Source organism: Streptomyces sp. WM4235 (assembly GCF_001279725.1).
GTDB lineage: Bacteria > Actinomycetota > Actinomycetes > Streptomycetales > Streptomycetaceae > Streptomyces.
In genome coordinates this window covers 97108-111074 of sequence record NZ_LGDE01000469.1, presented here as the reverse complement: position 1 = coordinate 111074, position 13967 = coordinate 97108, and the positions used below count along the sequence as shown (strand labels likewise).

The window sequence follows — 13967 nt, the reverse complement described above, 5'->3', positions numbered from 1 at the left end:
ACGAGGGCCAGGAGCGCCCCACCGCTGCGGGAGGTCCTGCGGGTCCCCGCGGGTGAGCGGCTCGACCTCCGCCGTTTCGACCCCTCCGGCACCCCGGCCGGTCCCGCCGGCAAGGCGGCCGGTCGGGAGGCCATCGCCCGGATGGCCGAGCCGCTGGCCTCCCTGCAGGAGCGGCTGTACGCGTCGTCGACGGCCGGGGACCGTCGGCGGGTGCTGCTCGTGCTCCAGGGCATGGACACCAGTGGCAAGGGCGGCACGGTCAAGCACGTGATCGGCCAGTTCAACCCGTCCGGCTGCCGGATCAGGGCGTTCAAGGCACCGACTCCCGAGGAGCTGAGCCACCCGTTCCTTTGGCGCGTCACGCAGGCCCTGCCGCTGCCGGGCGAGATCGGCATCTTCGACCGTTCGCACTACGAGGACGTGCTGATCGCCCGGGTCCGCGAGCTGGTGCCGCGCAGCCAACTGGGCCGCCGCTACACCCAGATCAACCGGTTCGAGCAGTCCCTCGCGGAGGACGGGGTGACGGTGGTGAAGGTGTTCCTCCACATCGGTTACGAGGAGCAGCGCAAGCGGCTCCTGGCGCGTCTCGACAACCCCGACAAGCACTGGAAGTTCAACCAGGGCGACATCGAGGAGCGAGCGCTGTGGCGCGAGTACCGGCACGCCTACGAGCTGGCCCTGGAGCGCTGCTCCACCGACGCCGCGCCGTGGTTCGTCGTCCCCGCCGACCGCAAGTGGTACCGCGACTGGGCGATCAGCACCCTGCTGCTGGAGCATCTGGAGGGCTTGGCGCCCCGGTACCCGAAGGGTGACTTCGACGTGGACGAGTGCCGCAAACGACTACTTGCCACATAGTCATATATTTTGCTCATGTGACCATTTCAGCCTCAGTGCGCAACGTCGCGGTCGTGACCGCCCTCGGTGCCGCCCTCGCAGGATGCGCGGGCGGCACCGGCACGTCGAAGGCCGGCGGCGAGGCCCGTATGGGCACCCCCGCGGCATCGACCCCCGCGTCCCCCTCCACCTCCCCCGGCACCCCGGGCCCCTCGGCGGCCCCGCGGCCCGGCGCGCCCGGCAAGGCCCCCACCATCGCCCCCGGCCCGAACGGCCTGACCCCGGTCTTCGAACGGGCGAAGCGGCAGGCCGAAAAAACGGTGGCGTTGACCTTCGACGCCGACATGACCTCCGATCAGGGGCCGCGTGCCGCCTCGGGGGAACGTTTCGACAACCCCGAGCTGATCTCCACCCTGCGCACCCTCAAGGTGCCCTCGACGATCTTCATGACGGGGCGCTGGGCCGAGGAGTACCCGGACCAGGCGAAGGCGATCGGCACCGACCCGAACTTCGAGATCGCGAACCACTCGTACAGCCACCACGCCTTCAAGTCCCCCTGCTACGGACTGCCCACGCTCGACGGCGCCGCCGCCCGCGCCGACGTGGACCGGGCCTTCGCCGCCTTCCGCACGGCGGGCGCCGTCAACACCGTCCCGTACTTCCGCTTCCCCGGCGGCTGCTACGACGACCAGGCGCTGCGGGCCATCGCCACGGCCAAGGTGACGGCCGTCCAGTGGGACGTGGTCAGCGGGGACGCCTTCGCCAAGGACCCCGACGCGGTGGCCGAGCAGGTGCTCGCCGGGGTCAAGCCCGGCTCCGTGGTGGTCATGCACTGCACGCGCAGCGCCGCACCGGTCACCGAGGAGGCCATCCACACGATCGTCCCGGAGCTGCGCAAGCGCGGCTACCGCTTCGTGAAGGTGTCCGAGCTCATCGGGAAGTGAGCGGGACCCGGTCCGCGGACCGGGTGTCCGGGTACGGGGTCAGCCCGAGCAGGCGGTGCGCTGCGCTTCCTGCCACTCGCACACCGGGCACAGCACCACGCCCGGGGTCGCGACCCCGTACTCGGTGGGCTTGCCGCACTCCAGGCAGTCCGCGTAGGGCGGTCCGGGCACCACGACGGACTCGGCGGGCGCGGCCGGGGCGGGGCAGTACGAGGTCTCCTGCTGGGACTGGTCCATGCCTTCGAGCGTACTCAGCCGCGCCGCGCGGCGACGCGGCAGGCCACCGCGCCCGCCGAGCCGGCCGCGACCGCAGCCACCGCGAGGGCGCCGACCGGGATGGCCACCGACCCGGTGACCAGCCCGGTCACCGCGGCGCGGGCCGGGGAACCGGCCGTGACCAGGGCCAGGAGGCTGCCGAGCCCGGCCGCGGCCACGGAGAGACCGGGGCCGCGCAGCAGCGGCCGGCCACTCAGCGCCCCGACGGCCGTGCCGGTCAGCGCGCACACCAGCACGGCGCCGGCTCCGGCGAGGGCGGCCGGGCCCCGGCCCGCCGCGGCCGGCGCGCACACCGCCAGGACGACCGCGGCCCCCGCGCACCCGATGATCGTTGCCCCGCCGAGGGCGGTGAGCAGGACGGCCGCGTGGACCCGCACGGGCCCCCGCGCGGCGGCGGCGCAGTCACGGGCCGCGTCGGGCTCGCCGGTGACGCAGACCCGCACGAGCCAGGCCGCCACCGGGACCAGCGCGGCCGACGCGAGGCCGAGCGAGTCGGTCATCGGGTCCCCGGGCCGGACCCCGATCGCCAGCAGGGCCGCGTACAGCAGGACGGGCGCGAGCCAGCGCTGGGAGCGCAGCAGCAGCTCCGCCTGGTAGCGGAGCAGGGCGGTCACGGCAGCTCCCGCACGCCGCGGACGTGCCAGGGCGGGTCCGCGGTGAGCAGGGCGCGCAGCGCGGCGTCGGACCGCGCGGCGGGCACCGTGAGCAGCAGGCCCCCGTCCGGGGCGGGTTCGGTCGACAGCCCGGGAGGGGGCGTGGCGCCGGGCGGCCCCGTCACGTGGACGCGCACGCACGGTCCCTCGCCGCCGGCCTCCGGCGGGGCGGGCACCAACGCGGCGTCCTCGATCCGGTGGCGCGCGTCGGCGGCGCCCACGAGCCGGCGCGGGTCGTGGTCGACGAAGAGCACGGTGCCCCCGGCGGCGGTTCGTTCCAGCACGGCCCGGTCGAGCTCGCCGCGGGCGGCGGTGTCCAGTCCGGTCCAGGCCTCGTCGAGGACGAGCAGGGCGGGATCGGCGAGCAGCGCCTGGGCGACGGCCACCTTCTGCGCGGAGCCCTTGGACAGTTCGACGAGCGGGGTGCGGGCGTACTCGGCCGCCCCGAACCGCTCCAGCCAGCCGGCGGCCCGGTCGGCCGCGGTGGCGCGCGGCAGGCCGTGCACCGCGCCCATGCGGGTCAGGTAGGCGGCGGCCGTGAGCGGCAGCGCGGCCGGGAAGCGCTCGGGTACGTACGCGGTGCGGAGCGGGCGGCCGGTGATCCGGCCCTCGGTGGGGGTGTCGATGCCGGCGACGAGCCGCAGCAGGGTGGACTTGCCGTCACCGTTGCGGCCCTCGACGCGTATCAGGGCGCCGGGCGGCAGCTCCATCGAGACGCCGCGCAGCACCCAGGGCCGCCGCCGGCCGTGGCGGCGGCCCACCTCCGTCAACCTCAATGTCCCGCGGTCGTCTCGGTGACCTCGCTCGGGCGGACGATGACGAAGCCCTCGCCGCTGAGCTTGAGTTGGACGGCCTCGCCGGAGCCGCCGCGGATCATCGAGCCGACGGACTGGGAACGGTGCAGTCCGGTGTCGAGGGAGGCGCTCCAGCCGACGACCGCGTCCGTGTCGACGAACACCGGGGCCTGGGCGGTGACCGGGATGATGATCGGGTTGCCGTCGCAGACGACGGCGAGCTTGCCGACGCCGGTGAAGAGGCTGTTGAAGAGGCCGCCGCCGGTCATGCCGGCGCCCTTGACCATCTTGATCTCGTAGGACAGGCCGGAGTCGAAGCACAGGACGTTGCGACCGTTGATGGTGAGCGCGTCACCCGGCTCGAAGTCGATGATGAAACAGTTGCCGGCCTGGTGGGCGAACCAGGCCTCGCCCTGGCCGCGCACGGACATCAACGCGAGGCCCTCGCCGGTGACGGCGCGCTTGAGCATGCCGCCTATGCCCTGGCCCTTGCGCTCGAACTGGAGGTTGCCGCGGAAGGCGACCATCGAGCCCTGACGGGCGAGCATCTCGCCGTTGACGGCGTACTTGACGGATTTGGCGTTCTGCAGGGTCATGCCGGGGGCGGCTGCGGACTGGACCAGGTTCTCGGACGCGAAAAGATCACTCTTCATGCGCCCGATCCTCGCCCGCCGGGGACCCCTGCGACATCATCCTGGAGTCGGAGGCCGGCAAACTTGGCCGGATGAGCACCGACGACACCCAGGCCGCGCGGGACACCCTCCGGGACCCCACCCCCACCCCCGTGCCCGCGGTCGGGGCCGACAGTCCCTTCCGGCGGGAGCACGCCGCCCGTGACGAGGCCCGGCAGTTCGTGCTGCCGTTGGTCGTGCGGATCGAGAAGGCGGCGCCGCCGGCCCGGACCGCCGCGCTGGAGACGGCGGCCCGCGCGGTGCTGGTGTTGCTGACGGACGAACGCGCGCACGGCGAGGGCGAATGGTCCGAGGCCGTACGGGACTGGCAGGACGCCCGGATCCGCAAGGTGGTCCGACGGGCGCGCGGGGCGGAGTGGCGCAAGGCGGGGACCCTGCCGGGCGTGACGGTACACGGGGAGGCCTCCGTCGAAACGTCGCCGGGGGCTCCCGCGCAGGCGTCCGGGCAGACGCCGCCCGAGGTCGAGGTGCGCGTCTTCCCGCCGGTGCCGCTCGACGGCTGGCCCAAGGAACTGGCCAAGCTCCAGGTGTCGGGCACCGACCTGGACGACCCGGAACCGGTCCCCCCGGCCGCGCCCGGCGTACCGGTGCTGTGGCTCAACCCGGACCTCGACATGTCGGCCGGCAAGGCGATGGCCCAGGCCGGGCACGCCGCCCAGCTGGCGTGGTGGGAACTGGAGCCCGCCGAACGCGCCGCGTGGCGCGACTCCGGTTTCCGGCTGGCCGTACGGACCGCCCCGCGCGAGCGGTGGGCCGAGCTGAGCGGCAGCGGGCTGCCGGTGGTCCGGGACGCCGGTTTCACCGAGATCGCGCCGGGATCCTGCACGGTGGTCTCCGACCACCCGGCCCTGCGGGCGCGGCTGTAGGGACCCGCCGGGCAGCAGGGGCGCATCCGCCGCGGGTCACCCGTCCCGACATCCGGACTCCCGCCGTCCGCGGGGAACCTCAAATGTTGCTCTGAACGTCCCCTCCTGCGGATTGGCGCGACTGCGTCGGGGCCATGACACGGGCAGAGGGACCGAGGAAAGGGGGCGGGGGACATGAAGCCCATGGCACACCTGGGAGTGGGCATCGGCTGGCGGCCTGAGATCGCGGACGCGGTGGAACGGCTGCCGGGCCTGGATTGGGTCGAGGTGGTGGCCGAGAACATCTGCCCGGGCCATCTGCCCGCGTCGCTCCGGCGGCTGCTCGACCGGGGCGTCCGCGTGGTCCCGCACGGCGTCTCGTTGGGGCTCGGCGGAGCCGAGCGCCCCGACGCCGGGAAGCTCGCCGCGCTCGGGGAGCGGGCGGTGACCCTGGGGGCGCCGCTGGTGACGGAGCACATCGCCTTCGTACGCACCTCCTCGCCCGCGTTGGAGGCCGGACACCTGCTGCCCGTGCCGCGCACCCGCGACGCCCTGGACGTGCTGTGCGAGAACGTCCGGATCGCCCAGGACGCGCTGCCGGTGCCGCTGGCGCTGGAGAACATCGCCGCGCTGTTCTCGTGGCCCGGGGAGGAGCTGACGGAGGCCCGGTTCCTGACGGAGCTGGTGGAACGCACCGGCGTACGGCTGCTCATCGACGTCGCGAACCTGCACACGAACCGGGTGAACCGCGGCGAGGACCCGGCGGCGGTGCTGGACGCGATCCCGCCGGAGGCCCTGGCGTACGTGCACGTCGCCGGCGGCGTGGAGCGGGGCGGCGTGTGGCACGACACGCACGCGCACCCCGTGCCGCCGGTGGTGCTGGACGTGCTGGCGGAGCTCCGCCGGCGGTTCGAGCCGGCCGGCGTACTGCTGGAGCGGGACGACGACTTCCCGCCCGAGGGCGAACTGGAGGGCGAACTCGCCGCGATCCGGGCCGTGCTGGACGCCGGCCCCGCCGGGCCGCGCCCCGCCGGTGCGCGCACCCCCTCCACCCGCCCCGTGCCTACCCCGGCGCCGCCGGAGCAGGCGCGGACGCGGGTCGGGTTGCAGCAGGCCGCGCTGTTGTCGGCGCTGGTGGCCGGCACGCCGGTGCCCGAGGGCTTCGACCGGCAGCGGATCCGGGTGCAGGCGCGGGCACTGGCCGCCAAGCGGGCCTCGGTCGTGGCGAACGTGGCGCCCGAACTGCCCGCGATCCTGGGCGGGGAGGAGGCGTACCGCACCGCCTTCCTCGGGTACGCGCGCCACCGCCCCATGACGGACGGGTACCGCCGGGACGCCCTGGACTTCGCCGAACACCTGCTGATCCAGGACCTTCCCGCCGACCCGGCCGCCCGCCGTCGGCTGACCCTCTGGTGGCGGGACCGGGCCGGGGCACGGCCGCCGCTGCGCATCGTGCGCTGGGCACGGAACCTGGTGGGGAGAGCCGCGTGAACATCCTCGCCCTCGCCGTCTGGATCGGCGTCATCGTCTCCACCGTCCTGCTCCTGCGGGGGCTGCGGGCCTCAAGGCCCCCGGCGACGGCTCCGTCCGAGCGACTGCACGACCTGTCGGAGGCCGCGTTCATGGCGGGCGGGCCCGGCGCGGTCGTGGACAGCGCCCTCGTCTCGCTGCTCGGCGACGGCCGTCTGGTCGTCGGCGGGCCGGGCATCGTCCAAGCCCGGCCCGGCGCCCGCGCCAACGACGCCGCCGAGCGCGCGGTCCTGCTGGCGCTGCGGCTGGCTCCGTCCGGATGGCTGTACCAGGTGCGGTACGCCGCCATGTCGGACCCGGCCGTGCAGGAGATCGGGGACGCCCTGGCCCACCGGGGGCTCCTCTCCCCACCCGGTACGGGACGCACCTGGCGACGCCGGGGCACCGTTCAGGCCGCGGTGTGCGGCCTGCTGCTGGTGCTGTCGCTGCCCCTCACCATCGTCTCCTGGGCCCTGGCGACCGGCCCTCAGGTGCCGTTCATCGTGCTGGTGTTCCCGGCCCTGGTGGGCGGGATCGTGGTCGGTGGCGTGGCGGCCAAGCGGGCCGGACGGCGGATCACCCCCTCGGGGCAGGCCGCGCTCGGCGAGTTCCGGGCCCACTACCTCAACGACCACACCCCGCACGTCCAGACCGCCCTGTTCGGGCTGCGGGGCCTGCGCGACCCGTTCCTGCGCCAACAACTGGTGCCGGCGGCCCGCGGCACCCGCCTGGCCGCCGCCCAGTCCCGGGCCGGGACGGGCCCGCACCGGTCGCGCTCCTCGTCCGGGTCGGGGGACGACGTACTGCCCGTCCTCGTGTGGTGCGCGAGCAGCGCCACCGGCACCTCGGGCTGTGGATCCTCCGGATCCGGGTCGGGTTGTGGCGGCGGCGGGGCGAGTTGCTCCGGCGGCGGGTCCGGCTGCGGATCCTCCGGGTCCGGCTGCGGCGGGGGCGGGGGCGGTTCGAGCTGTTCCTCGTCGGGTTCGAGCTGCTCGTCGTCGAGTTCGAGCTGTTCCTCGTCGAGTTCCAGTTGCAGCAGCTCGTCCGGGTCCAGTTGCTCCAGCAGCTCCTGACGAGCCGATCGACTCCGCACCCCCCTGCGGCAACGACTGCGTCGACGCCCATGTGGCGCGGTACTTGCCGAGGGGTGAGGGGTGACACCGGCGGGCGGCATCTGACGTGCGCGCCGCATCCGGAGCCCGCACCGGTGTCGCTGGACGACGGGGCAACACGCGCCCCGGGGAATGCTCCCAGGGCCCTGCTGCCGCCTGTCGTCTGAACTTCCGGGCGGATCTCCGGCTGCGTCGTTTCGGGGGCAGGGCCTCCCGATCCACCGGAGGCCCGCCCCTGTGTCAGGGGTGCGCTCCTCCGGTTCCTTCCCCCCAGGGGAGGTCTCAGGCGAGTCCGGCCACCAGATCGGCGACGGACTTGCGGCGTCCGGTGTAGAAGGGGACTTCCTCACGGACGTGCATGCGGGCCTCGGAGGCACGCAGGTGACGCATGAGGTCGACGATGCGGTACAGCTCGTCGGCCTCGAAGGCCAGCATCCACTCGTAGTCGCCCAGGGAGAAGGACGCGACGGTGTTGGCACGCACGTCGGGGTAGCCGCGCGCCATCATGCCGTGGTCCTTGAGCATGCGGCGACGGTCCTCGTCGGGCAGGAGGTACCAGTCGTACGAGCGCACGAACGGGTACACGCTGACGTAGTCGCGCGGGTTCTCGTCGGCCAGGAAGGCCGGGATGTGCGACTTGTTGAACTCGGCCGGGCGGTGCAGGGCCATGTTCGACCAGACCGGCTCCAGGGCGCGGCCCAGCCGGGTGCGGCGGAACAGGTTGTAGGCGGTCTGCAGCTCGTCGGAGGTCTCCGCGTGCCACCAGATCATGACGTCCGCGTCGGCGCGCAGGCCGGAGACGTCATAGGTGCCGCGGACGGTGATGTCCTTGGCGGCCAGCTGGTCGAACAGTTCCTGGACCTCGTCGGCGAAGCCGGCGCGGTTCTCGGGCAGGACGTCCTTCAGCTTGAAGACGGACCACAGGGTGTAGCGAATGACCTCGTTCAGGTCCTTCGCCTTCTTCCCCGCGTTGGGAATCTTCTCTGGTGCAGTCATGTGCCTATTGTCCCGTGTGCTGATCAGTGGTCGTGGCCAGGGGTCCCGAACGCGTTCGAAGTCCCGCGAGCACCGTGTCCGCGGCCTTGCCGGCGCTCGCGACACAGGCCGGGACGCCGACCCCGTCGTACAGTGCTCCGCACACCGCGAGGCCCGGCAGGGCGCCGACGGCGGCCCGGATCCGGGCGACGCGGTCGAGGTGGCCCACCGGGTACTGCGGCAGTCCCGCGTTCCAGCGGGTGACGGTGGAGGCGACGGGCCGGGCCGCGAGGCCCACGGCGGCGCCGAGGTCCCCCAGTGAGATCTCGACCAGGTCGGCGTCGTCGCGCGTCAGGACGCCCTCGTCGCCGTGCCGGCCCACGGAGGTCCGCAGCAGGAACAGGTCGGGGTCGGCCCCGGCCCACGCCCACTTGTTGGATGAGAAGGTGGACGCCTTGATGGTCCGGCCGTCCACGGGCGGTACGAGGAATCCGCTGGCACCACCGTCGGCGATGGCGGCGGGCAGGTCGGAACGCCGGAAGGCCATGGTGACCAGGGCCATCGAGGCGTACTCGACGTCGCGCAGTTCGACGGCCGCGGTGGGCGCGAGGTCGTCGAGCAGCCGGGCCGCGGCCCCGGCCGGGACGGCCAGGACCACCCCGTCGGCCTCGATGACCTCGGATCCGGCGATCACCCGCCAGCCTTCGGCCGTACGGACGATCTCGCGCACGGGGGTGTCGGACGAGATCCGCGCCCCGGCGGCGCGGCACGCGTCGGCCACGGCGAGCGGGAGCCGCCCGATGCCGCCGGCGATGCCGGCGAAGACCGGCCCGGCGGGGCCGGGTTGTGCCGCCGCCCGGCGCTGGATCTCCCGTACCCCGTCGCCGAGCAGCGCGTGGGCGCGGGCCGCCTCGAAGAGCTGGGGGACGGCGGCGCGCATCGAGATGCGGTAGGCGTCGCCCGCGTAGACACCGCCCAGCAGCGGTTCCACCAGACGGTCGACGACCTCGCGGCCCAGCCGTGCGGCGACGTACTCGCCGACGGCGACGTCCTCGCCGATCTCGGCGGGCGGCAGCGCGTGTTCGGCCTCGATCCGGGCCAGGCCCTCGGCGGACAGCACACCGGAGGCGGCGAGCGGGCCCACGTCGCCGGGCACGCCCATGACGTGGCCGCGCGGCATGGGGCGCAGCGCGCCCCGGGTCCACAGGTGGGCGGTGGCGGTGGCGGGCGGCTGGAGGGCGTCCCCGAGCCCGACGGCCTGGGCGAGGGCGACCGCCTCGGGGCGGCGGGCGAGCACCGATTCGGCGCCGAGGTCGACGGGCAGGCCCGCGAGTTCACCGGCGCGCAGTTTGCCGCCGAGGCGCGGCCCGGCTTCCAGGAGGGTGACGCGGAGCCCGTCGGCGAGGAGTCGGTGGGCGGCCGCGAGGCCCGCGATACCGCCGCCGATGACGACGACGTGACCGGTGGGGGCCGGTCGATCCGTACGCGTGTCCGCTTCGTGCATGGACACATCGTCTCAGATCGATCAACGAGGCCGGACCGTGACCGCATCGGGATCACCTCGGGACCGCGGAAGCGAAACCCGCGACCGGACCCTGGACGTCGAACGGGCAACGACGGCCGAACCTCGGGGGTATCACTGATGGGCACCACACGCGGGACCACCCACGGAAACCGCACGGCGGCGGCCCTGGCCGCCCTCTCCCTGGCCGGGGCCCTCGCGCTCACCGGCTGCTCGGCCTCCTCCGGCGACGAGGCCCGTTCGTCGTCCGCCGACAAGGCCGCGGTCGGACCGCGCGAGGCCGCCCCGCAGCAGGGCGCGGCCCAGGGCAAGCCCGGGGCGGCGGCCCCCTCGGCGGGGGCGGACGCGGGTCAGAAGCCGGTGACGGTCCGCCCGCACATCATCCGTACGGCGACCCTGGCGATCGAGACGACGAACGCGCAGAAGGCGCTCTCCGCCGCCCGTACGGCGGCCGAGAACGCGGGCGGGTACGTCGGCAACGAGTCCACCCGGCGCGACGACGACGGCCGGATGACCTCGACGGTGACCCTGCGGGTGCCGGGCGAGCGCTTCGACTCCGTCCTGGGCGCGCTGGAGGGCGGCGGGAAGCTGTTGAACCGCAAGGTCGAGGCGCAGGACGTGACGGAGAAGGTCGCGGACGTCGACAGCCGGGTCCGGTCGCAGCAGGCCAGTGTGGCGCGGGTGCGGGAGATGATGGACAAGGCCTCGGCGCTCTCCGACGTGGTCATGCTGGAGAGCGAGTTGAGCCGGCGTCAGTCCGACCTGGAGTCGCTGCTGGCCCAGCAGACGGCGCTGAAGGACCAGACCGCGCTCGGCACGATCACCCTGGAGGTCTCGGAGCCGGCCCCGAAGCGGGCGGCCCCCGAGAAGAAGGAGAAGGACGAGCCGGCGTTCATGGACGCGCTGCGCGGCGGCTGGGACGTCTTCACGACCCTGGTGCGGTACCTGGCCCTGGCCGTGGGCGCCGTGCTGCCGTTCGCGCTGGCGGCGGCGCTGGTGGCGGTGGGCGTCCGGGTGTACCGCCGGTTCCGTCCGGCGACGCCGAGGACGGGTCTGACCCGCAAGTGGGTGACGGTGCCGGCGCAGCAGTCGCGGGCCGCGGACTCCCCCGAGACGGCCGACTCCGACGCCGGGACCGACTCCGACCGCTGAGGGAACACCCTTTCGGGCGAGGGCCCGTAGCGTGTCCCCCACCTGACGGCGGCGGTGGAGGACGGTGCGGACGATGGCGGCGGAACGACTGGTGGTGATCGGCGGTGACGCGGCGGGCATGTCCGCCGCGTCACAGGCCCGGCGGCTGAAGGGCCCGGCGGAGCTGGAGATCACCGCTTTCGAGCGGGGGCACTTCACCTCGTACTCCGCGTGCGGGATCCCGTACTGGATCGGCGGGCAGGTCGCCGGCCGGGACGAGCTGATCGCCCGCACGCCCGAGGAGCACCGCGCCCGGGACATCGACCTGCGCATCCGGAACGAGGTCGTGGAGCTGGATCTCGTGGGCCGGCGCGTCCGCGCCCGGGACCTGGATTCGGGCGTCGAGTCCTGGACGGCGTACGACAAGCTCGTCCTGGCGACGGGCGCCCGCCCGATCCGCCCCCGGCTGCCCGGCATCGGCGCGCACGGGGTCCACGGGGTCCAGTCCCTGGACGACGGGCAGCGCCTGATGGACGGACTCGAGCGCACGCAGGGCCGCAGGGCGGTCGTGGTCGGCGCGGGCTACATCGGCGTGGAGATGGCGGAGGCGCTGGTCGGCCGGGGCTTCGAGGTCACCGTCCTGCACCGGGGCGAGCAGCCGATGGCCACCTTGGACCCGGACATGGGCGGCCTCGTCCACACGGCGATGAACGGCATGGGCATCCGTACGGTGTCCCGCGCCGAGGTGACGAGGATCCTCACGGACGAGGACGGCCGCGCGTGCGCGGTGGCCACGGCGGCGGGGGACGAGTACCCGGCCGACGTGGTGGTGCTGGGCATGGGCGTGGAGCCCCGGACGGCCCTGGCCCGCGCGGCGGGTCTTCCCCTGGGCGACTCGGGCGGGCTGTTGACGGACCTCTCGATGCGGGTCCGGGGCCACGAGGACATCTGGGCGGGCGGCGACTGCGTGGAGGTCCTGGACCTGGTGGCGGGCCGCCCGCGGCACATCCCCCTGGGCACGCACGCCAACAAGCACGGCCAGGTCATCGGCTCGAACGTGGGGGGCGGTTACGCGACCTTCCCGGGAGTGGTCGGCACCGCGGTGAGCAAGGTGTGCGATCTGGAGATCGCCCGCACGGGGCTGCGCGAACGCGACGCGCGGGAGGCGGGCCTGCGCTTCGTGACGGCGACGATCCGCTCGACGAACACGGCGGGCTACTACCCGGGCGCGACCGAGATGACGGTGAAGATGCTGGCGGAGCGCCGCACGGGCCGGCTGCTGGGCGTCCAGATCGTGGGCGGGGCCGGCGCCGCGAAGCGCGTCGACATCGCGGCCGTGGCCCTCACGGCCGGCATGACGGTGGACCAGGTCGTCTCGCTGGACCTGGGCTACGCGCCGCCGTTCTCCCCGGTCTGGGACCCGATCCTGGTGGCGGCCCGCAAGGCGGTCACCGCGGTCCGCTCGGCCGGCGTCTGACCCCGCCACGCACTGGAGCCCCGCCCGTCGTCGACGGGCGGGGCTCCTGTGGTCACTCGATGGCGACGCGGCCCGGTGAAGGGCTCCGCGTCAGCGCCGGGTGCTGGTGTGGACGTGCTCCACCAGGCGGGTCAGGGCGTCGGGGTCGGTGGTCGGCAGGACGCCGTGACCGAGGTTGAAGATGTGGCCCTCCAGGCCGGCGGCGGCGTCCAGGACCTCGCGGGTCTTGGCCTCCACGGCCTCCGTGGTGGAGAAGAGGACCGCCGGGTCCAGGTTGCCCTGGAGCGCCTTGCCGGGGCCGACGCGGCGCACGGCCTCGTCGAGCGGGACCCGGTAGTCGACGCCCATGACGTCCGCGCCGGCCTCGCCCATCAGGCCGAGCAGCTCGCCCGTGCCCACGCCGAAGTGGATGCGCGGGACGCCGTACGAGGCCACGGATTCCAGGACCTTCGCCGACGCCGGCATCACCGAGCGGCGGTAGTCCGCGGGGGCGAGCGCGCCGACCCAGGAGTCGAAGAGCTGGATCGCCGAGGCACCGGCCTCGATCTGGACCTTGAGGAAGGCCGAGGTGATCTCGGCGAGGCGGTCCAGCAGGTCGGCCCAGAGCTGCGGGTCCCCGTACATGAGGGCCTTGGTGTGCTCGTGGTTCTTCGAGGGGCCGCCCTCGACGAGGTAGCTCGCGAGGGTGAAAGGCGCGCCGGCGAAGCCGATCAACGGCGTGGAGCCCAATTCACCCGTGAGCATGCCGATCGCCTCGGTGACGTACGAGACGTCCTCCGGAGTGAGGTCGCGCAGCTGTGCGAGGTCCTCGCGGCGGCGGATCGGCTGGGCCACGACGGGGCCGATGCCCGGCTTGATGTCGAGGTCGACGCCGATCGCCTTGAGGGGGACCACGATGTCGGAGAAGAAGATCGCGGCGTCCACGCCGTGCCGCCGCACGGGCTGCATGGTGATCTCGGTGACCAGGTCGGGCCGCATGCAGGACTCCAGCATCTGCGTGCCCTCGCGCAGCTTGCGGTACTCCGGGAGTGAGCGTCCCGCCTGCCTCATGAACCACACCGGGGTGTGCGGAACCGGCTCCCGCCGGCACGCCTTCAGGAAGGCGGAATCGTACGTCTGACTCGGCTGGCCCTTGGGGCGGTCGTTGGCGCTCACGACCCAAATCTTCGCACGTACGAAGAAGTGCCCGACCCGGCGCGGGTG

At 73.9% G+C, this 13967-nt stretch carries 14 protein-coding genes; 7 read left to right on the top strand and 7 right to left on the bottom strand.

Translation table 11 applies throughout. The features are described from left to right. Positions 1–24 precede the first annotated feature (24 nt). A complete protein-coding gene (locus ADK55_RS34450) occupies positions 25–855 on the top strand; it encodes a PPK2 family polyphosphate kinase (protein ID WP_053684870.1) in 831 nt (276 codons plus the stop codon). 23 nt (positions 856–878) lie between these two features. Beyond that, positions 879–1778, top strand: coding sequence for a polysaccharide deacetylase family protein (locus ADK55_RS34445; protein ID WP_053684868.1), 900 nt, complete (start codon positions 879–881; stop codon positions 1776–1778). Between the two features lie 39 nt (positions 1779–1817). Here the strand turns inward: ADK55_RS34445 and ADK55_RS34440 are convergent, their stop codons facing one another. From ADK55_RS34440 to ADK55_RS34425, 4 genes are read right to left on the bottom strand one after another with little or no spacing between them, the layout of a single operon-like run. Continuing rightward, the gene (locus ADK55_RS34440; RefSeq protein ID WP_053684745.1) at positions 1818–2015 is read right to left on the bottom strand and encodes a hypothetical protein; all 198 of its coding nucleotides are present in this window, start codon (positions 2013–2015) and stop codon (positions 1818–1820) included. Positions 2016–2029: 14 nt separating this feature from the next. Then, entirely contained in the window at positions 2030–2668 is a 639-nt protein-coding gene (locus ADK55_RS34435) for a hypothetical protein (RefSeq protein ID WP_053684742.1), read from the bottom strand. Next, on the bottom strand, positions 2665–3483 hold the full coding sequence (locus ADK55_RS34430) for an ATP-binding cassette domain-containing protein (protein ID WP_234350371.1): 819 nt from the start codon (positions 3481–3483) through the stop codon (positions 2665–2667). Before ADK55_RS34430 ends, ADK55_RS34435 begins: the two co-directional genes overlap by 4 nt. Beyond that, complete coding sequence (locus tag ADK55_RS34425) at positions 3480–4154, bottom strand: AIM24 family protein (protein ID WP_053684740.1); 675 nt, start codon at positions 4152–4154, stop codon at positions 3480–3482. The genes ADK55_RS34430 and ADK55_RS34425 overlap by 4 nt, the downstream gene beginning before the upstream one ends. Before the next feature lie 71 nt (positions 4155–4225). Between ADK55_RS34425 and ADK55_RS34420 the strand changes: the two genes are divergently transcribed. The 3 genes from ADK55_RS34420 (at position 4226) to ADK55_RS34410 (ending at position 7620) form a co-directional block, all read left to right on the top strand. Continuing rightward, the gene (locus ADK55_RS34420) at positions 4226–5059 is read left to right on the top strand and encodes an aminoacyl-tRNA hydrolase (RefSeq protein ID WP_053684738.1); all 834 of its coding nucleotides are present in this window, start codon (positions 4226–4228) and stop codon (positions 5057–5059) included. Positions 5060–5242: 183 nt separating this feature from the next. Continuing rightward, positions 5243–6529 carry a DUF692 domain-containing protein gene (locus ADK55_RS34415; RefSeq protein ID WP_107089390.1) on the top strand — a complete coding sequence of 429 codons (1287 nt, stop codon included), beginning with the start codon at positions 5243–5245 and terminating at the stop codon, positions 6527–6529. Then, positions 6526–7620, top strand: a complete 1095-nt coding sequence (locus ADK55_RS34410) for a TIGR04222 domain-containing membrane protein (protein ID WP_053684734.1) — start codon at positions 6526–6528, stop codon at positions 7618–7620. Before ADK55_RS34415 ends, ADK55_RS34410 begins: the two co-directional genes overlap by 4 nt. A gap of 321 nt (positions 7621–7941) precedes the next feature. On the opposite strand, the gene hemQ is transcribed toward ADK55_RS34410, so the two are convergent. After that, a complete protein-coding gene (gene hemQ, locus ADK55_RS34405; RefSeq protein WP_053684732.1) occupies positions 7942–8655 on the bottom strand; it encodes a hydrogen peroxide-dependent heme synthase in 714 nt (237 codons plus the stop codon). Between the two features lie 4 nt (positions 8656–8659). Then, positions 8660–10138 (bottom strand): protoporphyrinogen oxidase, encoded by a 1479-nt coding sequence (gene hemG / locus ADK55_RS34400; RefSeq protein WP_053684730.1) that lies wholly within the window; start codon positions 10136–10138, stop codon positions 8660–8662. 138 nt (positions 10139–10276) lie between these two features. Between hemG and ADK55_RS34395 the strand changes: the two genes are divergently transcribed. Together ADK55_RS34395 and ADK55_RS34390 are read left to right on the top strand one after the other, a co-directional pair. Further along, positions 10277–11308: a DUF4349 domain-containing protein gene (locus ADK55_RS34395; RefSeq protein WP_053684728.1), complete on the top strand. Its 1032-nt coding sequence runs from the start codon at positions 10277–10279 to the stop codon at positions 11306–11308. Positions 11309–11381: 73 nt separating this feature from the next. After that, on the top strand, positions 11382–12764 hold the full coding sequence (locus ADK55_RS34390; protein WP_053684726.1) for an FAD-dependent oxidoreductase: 1383 nt from the start codon (positions 11382–11384) through the stop codon (positions 12762–12764). Positions 12765–12854: 90 nt separating this feature from the next. Here the strand turns inward: ADK55_RS34390 and hemE are convergent, their stop codons facing one another. Then, a complete protein-coding gene (gene hemE / locus ADK55_RS34385; RefSeq protein ID WP_053684724.1) occupies positions 12855–13919 on the bottom strand; it encodes a uroporphyrinogen decarboxylase in 1065 nt (354 codons plus the stop codon). Positions 13920–13967 lie beyond the last annotated feature (48 nt).

Bases quoted from the DNA above. Each gene is read 5' to 3' on its own strand.
- hemQ (WP_053684732.1), bottom strand. From the start codon at position 8,655: ATGACTGCACCAGAGAAGATTCCCAACGCGGGGAAGAAGGCGAAGGAC.
- ADK55_RS34420 (WP_053684738.1), top strand. From the start codon at position 4,226: ATGAGCACCGACGACACCCAGGCCGCGCGGGACACCCTCCGGGACCCC.
- ADK55_RS34390 (WP_053684726.1), top strand. From the start codon at position 11,382: ATGGCGGCGGAACGACTGGTGGTGATCGGCGGTGACGCGGCGGGCATG.
- ADK55_RS34440 (WP_053684745.1), bottom strand. From the start codon at position 2,015: ATGGACCAGTCCCAGCAGGAGACCTCGTACTGCCCCGCCCCGGCCGCG.
- ADK55_RS34395 (WP_053684728.1), top strand. From the start codon at position 10,277: ATGGGCACCACACGCGGGACCACCCACGGAAACCGCACGGCGGCGGCC.
- ADK55_RS34425 (WP_053684740.1), bottom strand. From the start codon at position 4,154: ATGAAGAGTGATCTTTTCGCGTCCGAGAACCTGGTCCAGTCCGCAGCC.
- hemG (WP_053684730.1), bottom strand. From the start codon at position 10,138: ATGCACGAAGCGGACACGCGTACGGATCGACCGGCCCCCACCGGTCAC.
- ADK55_RS34415 (WP_107089390.1), top strand. From the start codon at position 5,243: ATGGCACACCTGGGAGTGGGCATCGGCTGGCGGCCTGAGATCGCGGAC.